Source organism: Mesorhizobium sp. YM1C-6-2, from assembly GCF_003666685.1.
GTDB lineage: Bacteria > Pseudomonadota > Alphaproteobacteria > Rhizobiales > Rhizobiaceae > Mesorhizobium_K.
Genome location: NZ_RCIZ01000001.1, coordinates 824939 through 843922, shown reverse-complemented (window position 1 = coordinate 843922; position 18984 = coordinate 824939). Strand labels below are relative to the sequence as shown.

At 65.0% G+C, this 18984-nt stretch carries 17 protein-coding genes; 7 read left to right on the top strand and 10 right to left on the bottom strand.

The features are described from left to right. Nucleotides 1-62 precede the first annotated feature (62 nt). The 5 genes from D8676_RS04060 to D8676_RS04040 all read right to left on the bottom strand — a co-directional run bounded on the left by D8676_RS04060 (nt 63) and on the right by D8676_RS04040 (nt 5406). Complete coding sequence (locus tag D8676_RS04060) at nt 63-896, bottom strand: dipeptide ABC transporter ATP-binding protein (RefSeq protein ID WP_121579527.1); 834 nt, start codon at nt 894-896, stop codon at nt 63-65. After that, nucleotides 893-1765, bottom strand: coding sequence for an ABC transporter ATP-binding protein (locus D8676_RS04055; RefSeq protein ID WP_121579526.1), 873 nt, complete (start codon nt 1763-1765; stop codon nt 893-895). The genes D8676_RS04060 and D8676_RS04055 overlap by 4 nt, the downstream gene beginning before the upstream one ends. Before the next feature lie 3 nt (nt 1766-1768). Further along, on the bottom strand, nt 1769-2683 hold the full coding sequence (locus D8676_RS04050) for an ABC transporter permease subunit (RefSeq protein WP_121579525.1): 915 nt from the start codon (nt 2681-2683) through the stop codon (nt 1769-1771). 8 nt (nt 2684-2691) lie between these two features. Further along, entirely contained in the window at nt 2692-3696 is a 1005-nt protein-coding gene (locus D8676_RS04045) for an ABC transporter permease subunit (RefSeq protein WP_121579524.1), read from the bottom strand. A gap of 114 nt (nt 3697-3810) precedes the next feature. Then, nucleotides 3811-5406, bottom strand: a complete 1596-nt coding sequence (locus tag D8676_RS04040; RefSeq protein WP_121579523.1) for an ABC transporter substrate-binding protein — start codon at nt 5404-5406, stop codon at nt 3811-3813. Nucleotides 5407-5741: 335 nt separating this feature from the next. On the opposite strand from D8676_RS04040, the gene D8676_RS04035 reads away from it, so the two are divergent. From D8676_RS04035 to D8676_RS04015, 5 genes are all read left to right on the top strand, one after another. After that, the gene (locus tag D8676_RS04035; protein WP_245426547.1) at nt 5742-7496 is read left to right on the top strand and encodes a long-chain-fatty-acid--CoA ligase; all 1755 of its coding nucleotides are present in this window, start codon (nt 5742-5744) and stop codon (nt 7494-7496) included. A gap of 64 nt (nt 7497-7560) precedes the next feature. Continuing rightward, nucleotides 7561-8112: a flavin reductase family protein gene (locus D8676_RS04030; RefSeq protein WP_121579521.1), complete on the top strand. Its 552-nt coding sequence runs from the start codon at nt 7561-7563 to the stop codon at nt 8110-8112. A 76-nt stretch (nt 8113-8188) separates the two neighbouring features. Further along, on the top strand, nt 8189-8824 hold the full coding sequence (locus D8676_RS04025) for a CDP-alcohol phosphatidyltransferase family protein (protein WP_121579520.1): 636 nt from the start codon (nt 8189-8191) through the stop codon (nt 8822-8824). Next, nucleotides 8821-9504, top strand: coding sequence for a lysophospholipid acyltransferase family protein (locus D8676_RS04020; RefSeq protein WP_121579519.1), 684 nt, complete (start codon nt 8821-8823; stop codon nt 9502-9504). The genes D8676_RS04025 and D8676_RS04020 overlap by 4 nt, the downstream gene beginning before the upstream one ends. After that, nucleotides 9501-10430, top strand: coding sequence for a phosphatidate cytidylyltransferase (locus D8676_RS04015; RefSeq protein ID WP_121579518.1), 930 nt, complete (start codon nt 9501-9503; stop codon nt 10428-10430). The genes D8676_RS04020 and D8676_RS04015 overlap by 4 nt, the downstream gene beginning before the upstream one ends. 15 nt (nt 10431-10445) lie before the next feature. On the opposite strand, the gene D8676_RS04010 is transcribed toward D8676_RS04015, so the two are convergent. Together D8676_RS04010 and pgi are read right to left on the bottom strand one after the other, a co-directional pair. Next, a complete protein-coding gene (locus D8676_RS04010) occupies nt 10446-11156 on the bottom strand; it encodes an HAD family hydrolase (protein ID WP_121579517.1) in 711 nt (236 codons plus the stop codon). 45 nt (nt 11157-11201) lie between these two features. Further along, complete coding sequence (gene pgi, locus D8676_RS04005; protein WP_121579742.1) at nt 11202-12836, bottom strand: glucose-6-phosphate isomerase; 1635 nt, start codon at nt 12834-12836, stop codon at nt 11202-11204. A 260-nt stretch (nt 12837-13096) separates the two neighbouring features. On the opposite strand from pgi, the gene D8676_RS04000 reads away from it, so the two are divergent. Beyond that, complete coding sequence (locus D8676_RS04000; protein ID WP_121579516.1) at nt 13097-14590, top strand: PLP-dependent aminotransferase family protein; 1494 nt, start codon at nt 13097-13099, stop codon at nt 14588-14590. Here the strand turns inward: D8676_RS04000 and dmeF are convergent. Next, entirely contained in the window at nt 14587-15555 is a 969-nt protein-coding gene (dmeF, locus tag D8676_RS03995; RefSeq protein WP_121579515.1) for a CDF family Co(II)/Ni(II) efflux transporter DmeF, read from the bottom strand. The two genes, D8676_RS04000 and dmeF, sit on opposite strands and share 4 nt — an antisense overlap. Beyond that, nucleotides 15552-15824 (bottom strand): metal/formaldehyde-sensitive transcriptional repressor, encoded by a 273-nt coding sequence (locus D8676_RS03990; RefSeq protein ID WP_121579514.1) that lies wholly within the window; start codon nt 15822-15824, stop codon nt 15552-15554. The genes dmeF and D8676_RS03990 overlap by 4 nt, the downstream gene beginning before the upstream one ends. Before the next feature lie 334 nt (nt 15825-16158). On the opposite strand from D8676_RS03990, the gene D8676_RS03985 reads away from it, so the two are divergent. Continuing rightward, entirely contained in the window at nt 16159-17775 is a 1617-nt protein-coding gene (locus tag D8676_RS03985; protein ID WP_121579513.1) for a trimethylamine methyltransferase family protein, read from the top strand. Between the two features lie 45 nt (nt 17776-17820). Here the strand turns inward: D8676_RS03985 and D8676_RS03980 are convergent, their stop codons facing one another. Further along, nucleotides 17821-18726, bottom strand: a complete 906-nt coding sequence (locus D8676_RS03980; RefSeq protein ID WP_121579512.1) for a LysR family transcriptional regulator — start codon at nt 18724-18726, stop codon at nt 17821-17823. Between the last annotated feature and the right edge of the window lie 258 nt (nt 18727-18984).

Below are 18984 nucleotides of genomic sequence, written 5' to 3'. Positions count from 1 at the left end.
CCGAGGGTGTAAATGCCTGAGGGGCGATCGGGTTCCAAAGGCCGGAAGGAATTATCCGAAACTCAGGCCGCCGCCTTCTTCCTGGCCAGCCGCGCCTTGATGCTCTCCACGTCGGCCCGAGGCGTCGCCGCGAACAGCGTCTTGGTATAGCTGTGCTTCGGGTCGGAGAAGACCTCGTCGCGGGAGCCGTACTCTACCGCCTCGCCGTAATACATGACCATCACCTCGTCGGCGATGTAGCGCACGACCGAAAGGTCGTGGCTGATGAAGACATAGGTGAGCTGGAACTCGTCCTGCAGGTCGGCGAGCAGGTTGAGGACCTGCGCCTGCACCGAAAGGTCGAGCGCCGACACCGGCTCGTCGAGCACGAGCAGGCTCGGATTGAGCATCAGCGCGCGTGCGATCGCGATACGCTGGCGCTGGCCGCCGGAGAACATGTGCGGGTAACGGTGATAGTGCTCGGGCTGCAGGCCGACCTTCTTCAGCATCGCCATCGCCCGCTCGCGCCGTTCCTCCGCGCCGACATGGGTATTGATCAGCAGCGGCTCGCCGAGAACGTCGCCGATCTTCTGGCGCGGGTTGAGCGAGCCGTAGGGGTTCTGGAAGACGATCTGAACCTTGCGGCGCATCTCCGGCGTCAGCCCGTCCTTGGCGATATCGACCTGCCGGCCGTCGATGAAGAGTTCGCCTGCGGTCGGCGCATCGATCATGGTGATGATGCGGGCCAGCGTCGATTTCCCGCAGCCCGACTCGCCGACGATGGCGAGCGTCCGGCCCTTCTCGACCGAGAAGCTGACGCCTTTCACCGCATGGATGGTGCGCGGCTTGGAGAACATGCCGCCGCCGACATGATAATCGCGGACGATGTTCTTCGCCTGGAGAACGGTGGCGGTCATAGCGGCGGCTCCATCATCGGCGTGTTCACGGCCGCCTGCTCGGCCTCCATCAGGAAGCCGTCTATGGTCGGCAGCCGGTCGCCGGTCGCATTCTCGGGCAGCGCCGAGAGCAAGGCCCGCGTGTAGTTGCTTTTCGGGTTCTCGAAGAGGGAAAGCACGTCGGCCTCCTCCATCTTCTTGCCCTTGTACTGGACGATGACCCGATCCGCGGTTTCAGCGACCACGCCCATATTGTGGGTGATCATGATCAGCGCCATGCCGTATTCGGCCTGCAGACGCACCAGCAGGTCGAGGATCTGCTTCTGGATCGTCACGTCGAGCGCCGTCGTCGGCTCGTCGGCAATCAGCAGCTTCGGATTGCAGGCGAGCGCCATCGCGATCATGACGCGCTGGCTTTGACCGCCCGACATCTGGTGCGGGAAGCTCGACAGGCGCTGCGCAGGCTCGGGGATGCCGACAAGCGTCAGCAACTCGATGGCGCGGGCACGCCGCGCCGCGCGCTCCATGCCCATATGCACCTTCAGCACTTCCTCGATCTGGAAGCCGACGGTGAAGCACGGGTTCAGGCTCGCCATCGGCTCCTGGAAGATCATCGCCATGTCCTTGCCGACGATCTTGCGCCGTTCCCTGGGCGAGAGCTTCAGCAGGTCGGCGCCGTCGAACGTCATCCTGTCGGCGGTGACCTTGGCCGTCCATGGCAGCAGGCCCATGACGGCCAGCATCGACACCGACTTGCCGGAACCGGATTCGCCGACGATCGCCAGCACCTCGTGGCGGTCGACCTTGATCGAGACGCCGTCGACCGCACGGAACATGCCGCTCGCCGTCTCGAACTCGACAACCAGGTTTTCTATCTCGAGAAGCGCCATGGCTCAGCTCCTCTTCAGCTTCGGGTCGAGCGCATCGCGCAGCCCGTCGCCCATCAGGTTGATCGCCAGCACGGTGACCAGGATGGCTAGGCCGGGTAGCGTCACCACCCACCAGGCGCGCAGGATGAACTCGCGCGCCTCGGCAAGCATGGTGCCCCATTCCGGCGTCGGCGGCTGCGCGCCCATGCCGAGGAAGCCGAGTGCGGCAGCGTCCAGGATGGCGTTGGAGAAGGAGAGCGTCGCCTGCACGATCAGCGGCGCCATGCAGTTGGGCAGGATGGTCTTGAACATCAGCCTGAGCGGCCCGGCGCCGGCGACCTTCGCCGCCACGACGTAGTCGCGGTTCTTCTCCGTCATCACCGCGGCGCGCGTCAGGCGCACGAAATGCGGCTGGAAGACCAGCGCGATGGCGATCATCGCGTTGATCAGGCCAGGCCCGAGCACGGCGACCAGCACCAGCGCCAGAAGCAGCGACGGGAAGGCCAGGATGATATCCATCAGGCGCATGATCACGGTGTCGACCCAGCCGCGGAAATAGCCTGCGACGACGCCGAGCACTATGCCGCCGATCAGCGCGAGCGTGGTGACGATGACGCCGATGAAGAGCGAGAAGCGGGTGCCGTAGATAAGCCTGGAAAGGATGTCGCGGCCGACCGGATCGGTGCCGAGCAGGAAGGTGGTGCTGCCGCCTTCCTGCCAGAAGGGCGGCACCAGCGTTGCGTCGCGGTACTGCGCCTGCGGCGCATGCGGGGCGATCAGCGGCGCGAAGACCGCCAGCAGGATCAGGAAGAGGAAGAAGAAGAGGCCGATCACCGCGCCGCGGTTCTCGGAGAAATAGTACCAGAACTCGGCGAGCCGGGCGCGGCGCGACGGATCGACCGAGACGGGACCGGGAGTGTTCGTTACAGCGTCTGCCATGGGTCCTCTCAGTGCCTGATGCGCGGGTTGATCAGGCCGTAGAGCAGGTCGACCAGAAGGTTCACCAGCATGATGATGCCGGCGATGATCAGAAGGCCGCCCTGGATCACCGGGTAGTCGCGCTTGAAGACGGAATCGACCATCCACTTGCCGATGCCCGGCCAGGAGAAGATCGACTCGGTGAGGATCGCGCCGGCGAGCATGACGCCGACCTGCAGGCCGATCGTGGTGACGACCGGGATCATGGCGTTGCGCAGCGCATGCATGCCGACGACCCGGAAGGCCGACAGGCCCTTGGCGCGGGCCGTGCGCACATAGTCTTCCGACAGCACTTCGAGCATGGCCGAGCGGGTCTGGCGAGCGATGACAGCGAGCGGAATGGTGCCGAGCACGATGGTCGGCAGGATGAGGTGGCTCACCGCCGACTTGAAGGCGCCCTCCTGGCCCGACAGCAGCGAGTCGATCAGCATGAAACCGGTGACGGACGGGAAGAAGAACATCAGCGAGATGCGGCCGGAAACCGGCGTCCATCCGAGGATGCCGGAGAAGAGAATGATCAGCAGCAGGCCCCACCAGAAGATCGGCATGGAGAAGCCGATCAGCGCCGTGCCCATGATCATCTGGTCGAAGATCGAGCCGCGCTTGATCGCGGCGAAGACGCCGGCCGGGATGCCGAGCAGGATGGCGAAGAGGATGGCGCAAAGCGAGAGTTCGAGAGTTGCCGGGAACAGGTCGAGGAACTGGTCGAGTACGGGGCTCTTGGTGGTGATAGAAGTGCCGAAATCGCCGTGCAGGATGCCCCAGAGATAATCGAGATACTGGATCACGATCGGCCGGTCATAACCGAGCTGATGCGATATTTCGGCATGACGCTCCGGCGACATGACGCGCTCGCCGGACAGCAGCGCGACGGGATCGCCCGGCAGCAGCCGGATGAAGGAGAAGGCGATGATCGAGACCCCGATGAAGGTGGGGATCAGGACCGCGAGCCGCCCAAGGAAAAAGCGAAACATAGAGAGCCCCAGAACCGCATCTGCGGAGGCCGACGTCACGCCGGCCGGACCAAGAAACTATAACGAAAAGGGGCGTTCGCGCAGCGAACGCCCCTCCCGTCTATCCGACGACCATCACTCGACGATGTCGACGGTCGCGAAGGTGAAGTCGCCGAGCGGGCTCTGCACGAAGCCCTCGACGTTCTTGCGCATCGGCACGATCGCCAGCGAATGGTCGAGGGTGGCCCACGGCGCCTCGCGCTTGAAGACGACCTGCGCCTCTTCGTAGAGCTTGGTGCGCTCGGCCTGGTCGCTCGCTTCCTTCGCCTTGGTGACGAGGTCGTCGAACTCCTGGTTGCACCACTGGGCGCGGTTGTTGCCGCCGACGGCGTCGCAGCCGAGCAGCGTGTCGAGGAAGTTGTCCGGATCGCCGTTGTCGCCGGTCCAGCCGAGGATCACGGCGCCGTCGCGGTCCTTGGCGCTCGACTTCTCGAGATACTCACCCCAGTCCATGGAGACGATCTCGACCTTGACGCCGACCTTTTCGAAGTCGGACTGGATCAGCTCCGCCGCGCGGCGGGCGTTCAGCATGTAGGGGCGCGCGACCGGCATCGCCCAGATCTTCATCTGGAGATCCTTGACGCCGGCGGCTTCGAGAGCAGCCTTGGCCGCCTCCGGATCGTACTTATCGTCCTCGACCGCGTCGTTATAGGACCACATAGTCGGCGGGATCGGGTTCTTGGCCACCGTCGCGGCGCCCTGGAACACCGAGTCGACGATCGCCTGCTTGTTGATCGCCTGGTTCAGCGCCTTGCGCACCTCGACCTTGTCGAAGGGCGGCGTCAGCGTGTTGTAGGCGAGGTAGGCGACGTTCAGGCCTTCCTGCTCGGAAACCTTGAGGTTGGGATCCGCCTTGATCGCCGCCACGTCGGCCGCGTTCGGATAGGGGATCAGCTGGCACTCGTTGGCCTTGAGCTTCTGGTAGCGCACCGAGGCGTCGGTGGTGATGGCGAAGACGAGATCGTCGATCTTCGGAGCCTCGCCCCAATATTCGGCGTTCTTCTTGTAGCGGATCACCGCGTCCTGCTGGTAGCCGACGAAGGTGAACGGGCCGGTGCCGACCGGCAGCTGGTTCATCTGGTTCATCTTGCCGTCGGCCTGCAGCTTGTCGGCATATTCCTTCGAGACGATCGAGGCGAAGGGCATCGCGACGTTGGCGAGGAACGGCGCTTCCTTGCGCTTCAGCGTGAACTTCACCGTCAGGTCGTCGACCTTCTCGATCGACTGCAGCAGGTCAGGGAAGCCCATGCCAGCGAAATATTCCCAGGAGCCGCCTTCGACATATTTGTTCCAGGGATTGTCCGCCTTCCACTGGCGCTCGTAGGAGAAGATCACGTCGTCGGCGTTGAGGTCGCGGGTCGGCGTGAAGTATTCGGTGGTGTGGAACTTCACACCCGGACGAAGCTTGAAGGTATACTGCAGACCGTCGTCGGAAACCTCGTAGCTTTCAGCCAGGCCGGGCTCGACTTCGGTCGTGCCTTTCTTGAATTCCAGAAGACGGTTGAAGATCGGGTGGGCGGTCGCGTCGAACGTGTTGCCACCAGTGTAAAGGCCGGGGTCGAAACCCTCCGGCGAAGCTTCAGAGCAATAGACGAACGTTTTTGCGCTCGCCATACCACTCATCACGGTTGCGGCCAGCAACGCGGCCGCAAAAGTGGTTTTCTTGAACATTAAGGTCTCCCTGATCTTTGTTCCAAGCCCCGTTAGGCCGGAAAGCGCGCATATAATCATCCTTTCGCCACTATTGGAACTCCCCGCCCGATGCCGCACGGTCAACAGAAAAATTTTCTCTAAACCCGTTGTTTCGCGGTCGAAATTCGCTTTTCGTCGCACGCAGGCCGATCACATTCCTTTGTCGCAAGCCTTTCCCGGCGAGACTTGCTTGTCCGATGCCCATAGCCATACATAGTGGAAGCAGCCGTTTCCGGAATCCTCCCGGAGCTGGCCGGAAAACACAGGGAACCGGCGCCCGGGCGGCCAATGCGGAAACCGCGAGGGAGGAGCAATTGGCGGAAACGACAAGCATGGGCGCCGGCAAGGACGCAGGCGAGCCCGAGGCTGGCAAGGCGCAGGCTTCGGCGGGCGCGCCAGCCCCCCATCCCGGCAAGCCCTGGCTGAAAAGCTATCCGGCCAACGTACCGGCCGAGATCACCCCTCCGGCGGGCTCGATCGGCGACTTCCTGGCCGGCATCTGCAAGCAGCATGCGGACCGTCCTGCCTTCGCCTGCATGGGCAAATCGATCAGCTTCGGCGAACTCGAGCGGTATTCGGCGGCGTTCGGAGCCTGGCTGCAGGCGAAGGGGCTCGCCAAAGGCGCTCGCGTGGCGATCATGATGCCCAACGTGCTGCAATATCCCGTCGTCATGATGGGCACGCTGCGGGCCGGGTACACCGTGGTGAACGTCAATCCGCTCTACACGCCGCGCGAACTGGAGCACCAGCTCAAGGATTCCGGCGCCGAGGCGATCGTCATCCTGGAGAACTTCGCCAAGACCCTGCAGACGGTGATCGCCAAGACCCCGGTCAAGCACGTCGTCGTCGCGACCATGGGCGACATGCTCGGCCTCAAGGGCCTGCTCGTCAATCTGGTGGTCAGGCGGGTGAAGAAGCTGGTGCCGGCCTGGTCGCTGCCCGGCCATGTCGCCTTCAACGCGGCGCTGAAGGACGGCGCGGCGCGCCAACTCAGCCCGGTGCCTGTCGACGCCGAGGCGGTGGCCTTCCTGCAATATACCGGCGGCACGACCGGCATCTCGAAAGGGGCGACGCTCACCCACCGCAACGTGCTCGCCAATGTCGAGCAGCTCAGCGTCTGGGTGGAGGATGCCTATACGGCGAGGCCGAAGCCGGAGAACCAAGTCTTCGTCTGCGCGCTGCCGCTCTATCACATCTTCGCGCTGACGGTGAACGCGATGATGGGCATGCAGCAGGGCGCGCTCAACGTGCTCATCCCCAACCCGCGCGACATTCCGGGATTCGTGAAGGAACTCGCGAAGTACAAGTTCAACATCTTCCCGGGCCTCAACACGCTGTTCAACGCGCTGCTCAACAACGAGGATTTCAGAAAACTCGATTTCAGCCATCTGGTGCTGTCGCTCGGCGGCGGCATGGCGATCCAGAAGGGCGTAGCCGACCGCTGGCGGAAGCTGACCGGCAACAACATCACGGAAGGCTACGGGCTCTCCGAGACATCGCCGGTGGCGACCGCCAACAGGGTGAGCGGCTCCGAGTTCACCGGCACGATCGGCCTGCCGCTGCCGTCGACCGACATCTCGATCCGCGACGACGATGGCAACCCGATGCCGCTCGGCGAGGTCGGCGAAATCTGCATCCGTGGGCCGCAGGTGATGGTCGGCTACTGGCAGCGCCCGGAAGAGACCGCCAAGGTCATGACGGCGGACGGTTTCTTCAAGTCCGGCGACATGGGCTTCATGGACGAGCGCGGCTACACCAAGATCGTCGACCGCAAGAAGGACATGATCCTGGTCTCCGGCTTCAACGTCTATCCGAATGAGCTGGAGGAGGTCGTGGCGCTGCATCCCGGCGTGCTCGAGGTGGCGGCAATCGGCGTGCCCGACGAGAATTCCGGAGAGGTCCCGAAAATCTTCGTGGTGCGCAAGGACCCCAATCTCACGAGCGAGGACCTGATGGCCTACTGCCGCGAGAACTTCACCGGCTACAAGCGCCCCAGGCATATCGAGTTCCGCACCGAACTGCCGAAGACGCCGGTGGGCAAGATCCTGCGTCGGGAGCTGAGGGGATAGCGGGCTTGAAAAGAGGGTTCGCCGCGGCAGGTTCATGGGAGCGAACCTGCCCAGCGGAGTAGCAATGCCCAGAAAAGAAGACTTCCCGGTCGAGCGCGTGCGCCAATATCTGGAGCCCGGCCCGATCGTGCTGGTCTCATCGCGGTGGGGCGGCAGGAACAACATCATGACCATGGGCTGGCACATGGTCATGGAATTCATGCCCTCGCTGCTCGGCTGCCTGATCTCCGGCGGCAACCACAGCCACGAGATGATCCGCAAGAGCGGCGAATGCGTCATCAACCTGCCGACGACGAAGCTGACCGACGAGGTCATCGCCATCGGCAATTCGTCGGGCGCCGAGATCGACAAGTTCGAGGAATTCGGCCTGACCGCACAGACGGCCGCCAAGGTCGATGCGCCGCTAATCAGCGAGTGCCACGCCAGCTTCGAGTGCCGCATCCACGACGACGCGCTGGTCGACAAGTACAATCTCTTCATTTTCGAGGTGGTGAAGGCGCATGTCGCCAAGTCGCCGAAGCACCCTGAGACGCTGCACTATACCGGCGACGGCGTGTTCATGGTGTCGGGCAAGATCATCCACCGCAGATCGCAGTTCCGGCCAGGCATGTTGTGAGGCACTGGCGCGGCCTCGCCTGCTTGCTCCGGTGCGGCCCTTCAATATAGTAAGCCTGCGTTGGCGAGGGGTGTCGATGCCGCTGCAAGAAGAAACCGCGCGCCGCCCGATCGCGGCGCGGTCGTCCGGGTGGGCGGTGGCGCTCTCGGCGTGGCTGGCGCGCTCGGGCGTGACGCCCAATGCGATCTCGGTGACGTCGGTCCTGTTTGCCGCGATCGGCGGGGCGCTCATCCTCCATCCCGATCATTGGCTGGCCCTGCTCGGCGCCGCCCTCTGCGTCCAGCTTCGCCTCGTCTGCAACCTGCTGGACGGCATGGTGGCGATCGAAGGCGGCCGCAAGTCGGCCGTCGGCGCGCTCTACAACGAGTTCCCCGACCGCATCGCCGACACGCTCTTCCTGGTGCCGCTGGGCTATGCCGCCGGCCTGCCCTGGCTCGGCTGGGCCTGTGCGCTGCTCGCGGCGCTCACCGCCTATGTCCGGGTCTTCGGCGGCTCGCTCGGCCTCCCGCAGGATTTCAGCGGCGTCATGGCCAAGCAGCGGCGCATGGCGGCGCTCACGGCAGGCCTCGTCGCCCAGGCGGTTCTCTCGTTCTTCACCGCGTCCCTGTGGCCTCTGGCCGTCACTGCCGCTGTCATCGCCGCCGGCTCGCTGGTCACCTGCGTCACCCGCACGGTGGCCATCGCCCGCAAGCTCGAGCAGAAGACGCCATGAACGTCGCGACCGCAAAAACCGAAGCGGCCGTATTCTTCAGGCGCTTCCTGATCGCGCTGGTGCGCATCGCCGTCGGCGCGCGCAGCGAATGGCTGGGCTGCACGCCGAAGCCGACCCGCCGCATCTATTTCGCCAACCATGGCAGCCATGTCGACACCGTCGCCGTCATGGCCGCCCTGCCCTGGCAGGTGCGCCGCCGCACCCATCCCGTCGCCGCGCGCGACTATTGGGGCAAGACGAAGGTCCACCGCTTCATCGCCGAGACGATCGTCCGCGCGGTGCTGATCGACCGCAAGCCCGAGCCCGGCACCAATCCGCTGGAGCCGGTGGAACGCCTGCTCGAACGCGGCCAGTCGATCCTCATCTTCCCGGAAGGCACACGCGCGGAGGGCGACGAGGTCGCCGAGTTTCGCTCGGGCATCTTCCGCCTCGCCCAGCGCTTCCCCGACATCGAGCTGGTTCCGGTCTATCTCGACAATCTCAGGCGGATATTGCCCAAGGGCAGCATGCTGCCTGTGCCCATCACCTGCACGGCGCGCTTCGGCGCGCCGCTGCGCCTCCAGCCCGGCGAGGAGAAGGCGGCCTTCCTCGGCCGCGCCCGCGCGGCAGTGCTGGCGCTCGACGTGACGCGTCCCGTCCCGGCAGCCCCCGTGGACAACAGCCAGGCGGTGCGCCCGTGAAGGAAACCCTGTTCGGAGTGCTGGCCGGCATCGTCGTGCTGCTCGCGCTCGCCTCGCTCGTCGGCGCCGTGCTCGAACACCGGGCGACGAAACCCGAATCCATCGCCACCGTGCGCAACCTCAATGCCCGCACCCGCTCCTGGTGGGTGATGGTGCTGGTCGTCGGCGGCGCCATCCTCGCCGGGCACACAGCCACCGTCGTCCTCTTCGCCATCCTCTCCTTCATGGCGCTGCGCGAGTTCTGGACGCTGACGCCGTCGCGGCGCGGCGACCATTACGCGCTCTTCCTCTCCTTCTTCGTCGTGCTGCCCTACCATTATTATCTGCTCGCCATCGAATGGTACGGCATGTTCATCATCTTCATCCCGGTCTACGCCTTCCTGCTTTTGCCGGCGGTCGCCACGCTGATGGGCGACACCAACGAGTTCCTGGCGCGCAGCGCCAAGGTGCAATGGGGACTGATGCTGACGGTCTTCGCGATCAGCCACGCGCCGGCGCTGCTGATGCTCGACACCGGCGTGCCGAGCGCGCTGCTCATCGTCTACCTGATCATCGTGGTGCAGCTCAGCGACGTCTTCCAGTATGTCTGGGGCAAGCTGATCGGCAAGCACCGCTTCTCGCCCAACATCAGCCCCAACAAGACCATCGAAGGACTGGTCGGCGGCGGCCTCTCGGCCATCCTGGTCGGCACGATGCTCCACCGGATGACGCCGTTCTCGCCGCTGCAGGCCGCCGCAGTCAGCACCGTCATCGTGGTCGCCGGCTTCTTCGGCGGCTTCGTGCTCTCGGCCATCAAGCGCGACCTCAAGGCGAAGGACTGGGGCTACATCATCGAAGGGCATGGCGGCGTGCTCGACCGTGTCGATTCGCTCACCTTCGCGGCGCCGCTCTTCTTCCACGTGACCCGCTACTGGTTCACCTCGTGAGCGGGCCGGGGAAGGTCAGCCGCGGCCGTTGAGATATCCCGGCAGTTCGACGATCGAGTCGAGCACGACATCGGCGAGCGGCGCCAGCGACTCGCGCGTGCCGGTGCCCGACAACACGCCGACTGCGAGCCCGGCACCGCCGGCCTTGGCCATTTCGAGATCGTGCCTGTTGTCGCCGACCATGGCGATCTCGGCGGGCTTCAGTCCGGTCAGGTCGCTGAAAGCCTGGATCGTGTCGGGCGCCGGCTTCGGGTTGGCGACCGCGTCATAGCCGTAGGCCGCGTCGAACATCTGCGCGATGCCCAACGCCAAGAGCGTCTTCTCCGCGCCGCCGGTCGAATCGTTGGTCGCCACGCCCATCCGGAAGCCGGCGCGATGCAGGCTGGCGATCGCCTCCTGACTGCCCGGCAGCGGCACCGACTGCAGCGCGCCCTGCTCCGCCGTGAAGGTGTCGAAATAGGTTGTCATCTCCCTGCGGCGGGCCTCGTCGGCCGACGGATACCAGAGCGCCACGATGTCGGCGTTGGTGCCGGCGGCGAAGACGGAATCAGCGCGGAAGCAATGCCTGTCATAGTCGTAGCCGGCCTTGACCATCAGCGCGTCGGCGCGCGTGCGGTCGCCGTCGGCGGCATGCAACGCCATCAGGTCCGCCAGCGCGTACCAGGTCTGCTGAAAGTCGACCAAAGTCCCGTCCTTGTCGAACAGGATGCCTTTTATTTCCGCCAAGTTCGAATGTCCCGAGATTGATGCGGTGCGACGACCGCACCTGTCCTAGCTCAGACGCTTAATATGCTGCACCAGCCCCGCCGTCGAGGCGTCGTGGCTCGCTACATCCTCCTTGCCCTCGACGACGGGCAGCAGTTCGGTCGCCAGCTCCTTGCCGAGTTCGACGCCCCACTGGTCGAAGGAGTTGATGTCGAACATCGTGCCCTCGACGAAGACGCGGTGCTCGTAAAGCGCGATCAGCCGGCCGAGCGTTTTCGGGTCGAGCGACTTGTAGAGGATCGTCACCGAGGGGCGGTTGCCGGTGAACACCCGATGCGGCGCGATCTTCTCGACGTCTTCCGGCTTCATGCCCTTGGCCAGCATCTGCTTCCTGGCCTCATCCAGCGTGCGGCCCTTCATCAGCGCCGCCGACTGCGCGAGCACGTTGGAGAGCAGGAGGTCGTGGTGGTGCTTCAGGTCCGGCTCGTGGCCGACGGCAGCGGCCAGGAACTCGATCGGGATAACGTCGGTGCCCTGGTGCAGGAGCTGGAAGAAAGCGTGCTGGCCGTTGGTGCCGGGCTCGCCCCAGACCAGCGGCCCGGTCGGCGTCGCCGCCTTGCTGCCCTGCAACGTCACATGCTTGCCGTTCGATTCCATGTCGAGCTGCTGCAGATAGGCGGGAAAGCGCGACAGGCGCTGGTCGTAAGGGATGACGGCGCGCGCCGGATAGCCGCAGACCACCCGGTGCCAGTAGCCGACCAGTCCCATGACCACCGGCAGGTTCTTCAACAGCGGCGCGGTGCGGAAATGCTCGTCCATCTCATGCGCGCCGGCGAGGAAGTCGCGGAAGTTTTTCGCGCCCACGGCAATCATGATCGGCAGGCCGATGGCGCCCCACAGCGAATAGCGGCCGCCGACCCAGTCCCAGAAGCCGAAGACTCGGTCCTTCGCGATGCCGAATTTCGCGACGAGGTCGAGCGCGGTCGAGACGGCAGCGAAATGGTTGGCGACGGCGCCCTCGCCGAGCTTCGAGACGATCCAGCGCTTGGCAGTCTCGGCGTTGGTCATCGTCTCGACCGTGGTGAAGGTCTTCGACGCGATGATGAAAAGCGTCGTCTCCGGCGACAGGCCCTTCAGCGTGTCGTGGATATGCGCGCCGTCGATGTTGGACACGTAGTGGGCGCGCGGCCCGTCATGCCACGGCGCCAGCGCCAGCGTCGCCATGACCGGGCCGAGGTCGGAGCCGCCGATGCCGATGTTGACGATGTCGGTGATCTTTTTGCCGGTCGCCCCCTTGGCCTCGCCGGAGCGCACCGCGTCGGAGAATTTCTGCATCGCGTCGAGCACGGCGTGGACATCAGGCACGACATCGTGCCCGTCGACCAGCACCTTCGCGCCCTTCGGCTGGCGGAGCGCCGTGTGCAGCACGGCGCGATTCTCGGTAATATTGATCTTCTCGCCGGAAAACATCGCCTCGCGCCGCTTCTCGACACCGGCGGCCGCGGCCGCCGCGGCGAGCAGCTCCATCGTCTTCTCGGTCACCGCGCATTTCGACCAGTCGAGCAGCAGGTCGCCGTCGGCGAGTGAGAACTTTTCGAATCGCTCGGGATCGGCGGCAAAGGCTGCGCGCATATCGCTCGGCACATCCACGTGATGGTTCTTGAGCGCCGCAAGCCTGGCCTGAAACGAGCTGTCTGCCACTGGAAACTCCTCGAGATTTTCGCCCGACGCCACCATAGCAGAGCTTTTCGCAACTGCGAAAGGCGAGCTCCAGCCTTGCCGAGGCCGCCGGCGAGGATGCGGCGGTCCCGATATCCCATGTGGCACTTTGTCTGTGCCAGAGAGGGATGCATCACTGGCATAAATCGTAACGATTAGAAAAATTCATTGGCGCAACCGTTTGGACCACGACTACTAATCACTGGGGCCAATTCCTGGGAGCGTTAGGCAAGGAGCACACCATGCCACAGCGAAACGACGCAGCGATATGGTCCGGGCTGTTCCGCATCTCGGCGGAATCCGGGCAGACACTTCAGGCGCAGATTCGTCAGGCGATCGTCGCCGCGATCCTCGACCGCCAGATCGCCGCCTCAATGCCGCTGCCCTCCTGCCGCATCCTCGCTGAAAAGCTTGGCGTCGCCCGCGGCACCGTCGTGCTCGCCTTCCAGCAGTTGGTGGACCAGGGTTTCCTCGTCGCCCGCGAGCGGCGCGGCCACTTCGTCAACCCGGAAGTGCTCGCCACGCCGGCAAGGCCTGCCCAGAAGGCCAATGACAATTCCAACGACATCGACTGGAAGGCGCGCCGCAAGATCGCGGCTAGCGAGATGCCGCCGCCGGCCAAGCACGGCAACTGGATCAAGTCGTCCTATCCGTTCGTCTACGGCCAGTTCGACCCGGCTCTGTTCCCGACCGCCGAATGGCGCGAGTGCAACCGCATGGCGCTCGCCGTGCTCGAGATCCGCAACTGGGCGGCCGACATGGTGGATCGCGACGATCCGCTGCTGATCGAGCAGATCCAGGCGCGGCTGCTGCCGCGGCGCGGCATCTTCGCCAATCCCGACGAGATCATCGTGACGCTCGGCGCCCAGAACGCGCTCTACATGCTCGCCACGCTGCTGATGAGCAAGGGCACCAAGGTCGCGATGGAGGATCCGGGCTATCCCGATGCGCGCTCGATCTTCAGGCTCGCCGGCGCCGACGCGCTGCCGACGCCGGTCGACGGAGAGGGCATCGTCACCTCCTCCATCGCCAGCGACGCGGACTTCGTCTTCGTGACGCCCAGTCACCATTGCCCGACCATGGTGCCGCTTTCCAACGAGCGCCGCCAGGACCTGCTCGCCCGCGCCGCCCGCAACAACCAGATCATCATCGAGGACGGCTATGACAGCCAGCTGCTCGACGAGGCGCCGCAGCAGGCGCTGAAGAGCATCGACCGCTCGGGCCGCGTCATCTATGTCGGCTCGATGTCGAAGACTTTGGCGCCGGGCCTGCGGCTTGGCTACATCGTCGCCTCCGCCGGGCTGATCGCGGAGCTTCGCGCGCTGCGCCGCTTCATGCTGCGCCACCCGCCGGCCAACAACCAGCGCGCCGTCGCGCTGTTCCTGTCGCTCGGCCACCACGAGGCGCTGGTGCGGCGGCTGTCGTCGGCCTTCGACGAGCGGCGCAAGCGGCTGGTGCAGGCGATCTCGGCCTTCCTGCCCGACTGGCGCGCCACGGATTCGGCCGGCGGCACCTCGCTCTGGCTCGAAGGCCCTCGCGGCACCGATGCGCGCGACCTCGCCGCGCAGGCGGCGGCTCGCAGCGTCATCATCGAGCCCGGCGACCGCTTCTTCGACCGCGCAGACAAGCCGGCGCGCTTCATGCGGCTCGGCATCTCGTCCATCGCGCTGCAGCATATCGAGCCGGGAATCCGCGAGCTCGCGACCGCCGCAGGACGCCGTCCCGCGGCAGCCTAGGCGCGGAGGGGCTCCACCTCGACGGTCACGTGCGACAGCTCGTGGATGGCGGCAAGCTTTTCGCGATAGTGGGAGGGCGCCTGCGGCTCCGACGAGGCGAGCGCGATGATCGCGCCGTGATGTCCGGGGCCGAGCTGCCAGACGTGCAGGTCGGTGATGCGTTCGGTGGACGTCTCCACCGCCTCCCGGATCTCGCGGGAAAGTTCGGCGTCGGAAGCGCCGTAGTCCAGAAGCACGCCGCCGGCGTCGCGGATCAGCCCCCAGGACCAGCGCGCGATCACCAGCGCGCCGACGATCCCCATCGCGGGATCGAGCCACACCCAGCCATACAGGCCGGCGGCCAGCAGGGCGACGATCGCCAGCACTGAGGTCAGCGCGTCCGCCAGAACGTGCATGTAGGCGGCGTGCAAATTGTTGTCGCGCGCACGATGACCGGAAGCGTGATGGTCGTGATCATGCCCTTCATGGTCATGATGATGTCCGTGGTCGTGACCATGATGATGGTGGTGGTCGCCGCGCAGGAGCCATGCGCTTATCAGGTTGACGGCCAGCCCCAGCACCGCAACGGCCATCGCCTGCGTCACGTTGATCGGCAGGGGCGTCCGCAGACGGAGGACGCTTTCCCAGGCGATCATGACCGCGACCAGCGCCAGCACGATCGCGCTGGCGAACGCAGCGAGGTCGCCGACCTTGCCGGTGCCGAAGGTGAAGCGCGGATTGTGCGCGTTCCTGCGCGCAAAGCCATAAGCGAGAACGGCGATCAGCATCGCGGCCGCGTGGGTCGACATGTGCCAGCCGTCCGCCACCAGGGCCATCGAGCCGAATATGGTTCCGGCCGCGATCTCGGCCACCATCATCGTGGCGGTCAGCGCAATGACGAGCCATGTCCTGTGTTCGTTGCGGTCGTGATCGTCACCGAGAAAGACGTGGTCATGGCCGCCTTGCTGCACATGCGTCGAGGTCATTTCAGATAGGTCCTCACTACATTCATGAGTTCGGCAGCACCCTTGGCGCGGGCCGCGTCTTCCGTCGCCTCCAGCACATGCTCCCGCAGGTGGTCCTCGATGAGCTCTGCGGTCAGCCCCGATATGGCGCCGCGCACCGAAGCAACCTGGTTCAGGATCTCGGCGCATTCGGCCTCCGCCTCGAGCGCGCGCTCGATCGCCTCCATCTGTCCCTTCAGTCGACGAACCCTGGCAAGCAGGCTTCGCTTTTTGCGCGTGGTGTGGCTCATAGGATAGGGGGGTACCCTATCCAGGCATTCTCGTCCAGCGTCTTTCGGCAAGTCGGCGTTTCGTCCGGCCAGGTTCCCTTCCCGTCCCCACGGCATACCGAACCGGGAATCCGCAAGCTCTGAACGGCCATCGGACGCCGTCCTGCGATGGCCTGAACCATGCGAAATTCCCTTAAGGAAGGCCGTCTGCGGGCGGCCTTCCTGGCATATCCGCCGGAATCCGCTGGCCCTAGGTGCCGTCCACGGCCGTTGCATAGTCGCCCGAGAAGCGAGATCATCAAGCGCCAAGCTCTGGACCAACAGAGCGCGCCAGGGTCGGCAACGGGGAATTCGGATGTCGGTCGCATTGGAAAAGCAGGAATCCGGGAAGCAGGAAGCAACGGCCGAGCGCGGCCCGCGACGGTCAGGCGGACGCGAGGCGCGACGCGCGCTCCGATCGGCGCCGCTGGCCGACGACATCCGCCCCATCCGCGCCGGCCTTGAAGGCGGCAGCTACAAGGCGCTCGCTGAATCCGACCTCGGCCGCATCCACGAGGCGGTGCTGACGCTGCTCGAAACCGTCGGCTTCGCCAACGCCATCCCGTCCTGCATCGAGGCGCTGACGCGGGTCGGCGCGACGCTTGGGGCAGACGGCCGCCTGCGTTTCCCGCGCGGACTGGTCGAGGACACGATCAAGCGGGCGGCGCGCAACTTCACCCTGCATGGCCAGGATCCGAAACACGATATGTTGATCCAGGGCAAGCGCGTGCATTATGGCACGGCGGGCGCCGCGGTCCATCTCGTCGACGTCGAGAAACGCGAATACCGCGAGTCCCTGCTGCAGGACATCTATGATGCCGCCCGCATCGTCGACGGCCTCGACAACATCCACTTCTTCCAGCGGCCGATGGTGCCGCGCGACATTCCCGACCCGCTTGATATGGACTTCAACACGCTCTACGCCTGCGTGATGGGCACGTCGAAGCATGTCGGCACGTCCTTCACCGTCCGCGAAAACGTCGCGCCGGCGCTGGAGATGCTCTACGCCATCGCCGGCGGCGAGGAGAATTTCCGGGCACGGCCCTTCATCTCCAACTCCAACTGCTTCGTCGTGCCGCCGATGAAGTTCGCCGAGGATGCCTGCGGCGTGCTCGAGGCCTGCGTCGAGGGCGGCATCCCGATCCTGCTTCTGTCGGCCGGCCAGGCCGGCGCGACGGCGCCTGCGGCAATCGCCGGCGCGGTGGTGCAGGCGGTGGCGGAAGTGCTTGTCGGCCTGATCTACGTCAACGCCATAAAACCCGGCCATCCCGCGATCTTCGGCACTTGGCCCTTCGTCTCGGATCTCAGGACCGGCGCCATGTCGGGCGGCTCGGCCGAACAGGCGCTGCTGTCGTCGGCCTGCGCGCAGATGGCGCAGTTCTATGACCTGCCGGGCGGCTCGGCGGCCGGCATGGCCGATTCGAAGCTCCCCGACATCCAGTCCGGTTTCGAAAAGGGCATCACCAACGTGATGGCCGGCCTGTCGGGCCTCAACCTCGTCTACGAATCTGCCGGCATGCACGCCTCGCTGCTCGGCTTCTGCCTCGAAAGCCTGATCATCGACAACGACATGCTGGGCATGTGCCAGCGCTGCGTGCGCGGCATTGAGGTGAGCGACGCCGCGCTGTCGATCGACACGATCGCCGAAGTCTGCCTGAACGGCCCCGGCCACTATCTCGGCAACGAGCAGACGCTGCGGCTCATGCAGACCGAATATTTCTATCCCGCGGTCGGCGACCGCTTCTCGCCCAAGGAATGGAACGAGAAGGGCAAGCCCGACATCCTCGGCCGCGCCATCGCGGAGAAGAAGCGCATCCTCGCCGAGCGCTTCCCCCGCCACATACCGAGATCGGTCGACGACAGCCTGCGCGCCCGCTTCGGCGAGCTCGTCAAGCTGCCCCGCAGCGGAATGACGGGACCGAAGCCGAGCTGACGGCGATATCCCCGGCGTTCGCGGCGCGACGACGCTGCGGACGTATTACCGTCCCGTCGGAAGATGATAGGTCTGGCGGAAATAGTCGCGGAACGCCTGCATGGCCGGGGTGAAGGCCGCGCCGCGTTTCCAGGCCAGCCCAACATCCATGGCCGGTATCCGGTCGCTCAGCGAAATCGTCTCGATGCGCCTGCCCTCGAGCGACCACGGCCGATGCACCATGTCGGACAGGATGGCGACGCCCTGCCCGTTTGCGACGAGCGACCGGACGGCCTCCACCGACGAAGTGCGCAACTGCACCGACGGACGATATGGCGTCATGCTCCAATATTTGAGCGAGGTATGCGCCGCTTCGTCCACCGTCAGCATGATGTAGGGTTCCTGCGCGACTTCCTTCAGTCCGACCGATCCGAGCGTGAGCAGCCGGTGGCGCGCCGGCAGCCACAGCCGTCGCCGCGACGACAGATGCGTCTCGGTCGCAAGGTCGGGATTGTTGGTGTTGGCGGTGAGCATCACCGCTATGTCGTACCGGTTGGCCAGCAGGCCTTCCTCGATCGCCTCGCGGTTCAACTCGAAGAGCTGTATCTCGAGCCGGGGGAAATTGCGCCTGAGACGCTCCAGATGGTGCGGCAGGTAGTAGCCGATCACCGTGTAGGACGCCGCGACGCTCAGCGTGTCCTGCAGATCGCTGCCGGGCACGCTGATGCCGGTCATCTCGTCGATCTTGGCCAGCACCTCATATGCGTGGAAGAGCAACTCCTTGCCGGCGGCGGTGAGTTCCATGCCCTGCTGGGAACGCGTGAACAGCCTCGCCCCCACGTCCGCCTCGAGCTCCTTGATCGCGGTGGTGATCGCCGACTGCGATATGGAAAGCGCGACCGCCGCCTGCGAGACTTGGCCGCTCTCCGCCGTGGAGACGAAATATCTGATCTGCTTGAGGCTTATCGGCATACGATCATCTCATTCTGATTTTCAGAACGATATCGCATCATCCTTGGTTTTTCCATGATTTGCCAACCCTTGAGTTGACCAGGGCGCCATTCCCATTTCAGCTCTTCTGGAATCCCCTGGCTTTCGAGGAAAGCTTCTGGCCGAGAGAGCTTACGCATGTATCTGATTTTTTGAAATCCAGAATCTAAGAATAGAATTTTTCAATCCTGACTTTGGTTGCTACCGTCACGATCAACAAGGGGAAACCGGCGCGTCACG

What these genes read in the sequence shown, in the direction of transcription:
- D8676_RS04060 (WP_121579527.1), bottom strand. Translation starts at nt 896, where the DNA reads ATGACCGCCACCGTTCTCCAGGCGAAGAACATCGTCCGCGATTATCAT.
- D8676_RS04055 (WP_121579526.1), bottom strand. Translation starts at nt 1,765, where the DNA reads ATGGCGCTTCTCGAGATAGAAAACCTGGTTGTCGAGTTCGAGACGGCG.
- D8676_RS04050 (WP_121579525.1), bottom strand. Translation starts at nt 2,683, where the DNA reads ATGGCAGACGCTGTAACGAACACTCCCGGTCCCGTCTCGGTCGATCCG.
- D8676_RS04045 (WP_121579524.1), bottom strand. Translation starts at nt 3,696, where the DNA reads ATGTTTCGCTTTTTCCTTGGGCGGCTCGCGGTCCTGATCCCCACCTTC.
- D8676_RS04040 (WP_121579523.1), bottom strand. Translation starts at nt 5,406, where the DNA reads ATGTTCAAGAAAACCACTTTTGCGGCCGCGTTGCTGGCCGCAACCGTG.
- D8676_RS04030 (WP_121579521.1), top strand. Translation starts at nt 7,561, where the DNA reads ATGCCCAGAAAAGAAGACTTCCCGGTCGAGCGCGTGCGCCAATATCTG.
- D8676_RS04025 (WP_121579520.1), top strand. Translation starts at nt 8,189, where the DNA reads ATGCCGCTGCAAGAAGAAACCGCGCGCCGCCCGATCGCGGCGCGGTCG.
- D8676_RS04020 (WP_121579519.1), top strand. Translation starts at nt 8,821, where the DNA reads ATGAACGTCGCGACCGCAAAAACCGAAGCGGCCGTATTCTTCAGGCGC.
- D8676_RS04000 (WP_121579516.1), top strand. Translation starts at nt 13,097, where the DNA reads ATGCCACAGCGAAACGACGCAGCGATATGGTCCGGGCTGTTCCGCATC.
- dmeF (WP_121579515.1), bottom strand. Translation starts at nt 15,555, where the DNA reads ATGACCTCGACGCATGTGCAGCAAGGCGGCCATGACCACGTCTTTCTC.
- D8676_RS03990 (WP_121579514.1), bottom strand. Translation starts at nt 15,824, where the DNA reads ATGAGCCACACCACGCGCAAAAAGCGAAGCCTGCTTGCCAGGGTTCGT.
- D8676_RS03985 (WP_121579513.1), top strand. Translation starts at nt 16,159, where the DNA reads ATGTCGGTCGCATTGGAAAAGCAGGAATCCGGGAAGCAGGAAGCAACG.
- D8676_RS03980 (WP_121579512.1), bottom strand. Translation starts at nt 18,726, where the DNA reads ATGCCGATAAGCCTCAAGCAGATCAGATATTTCGTCTCCACGGCGGAG.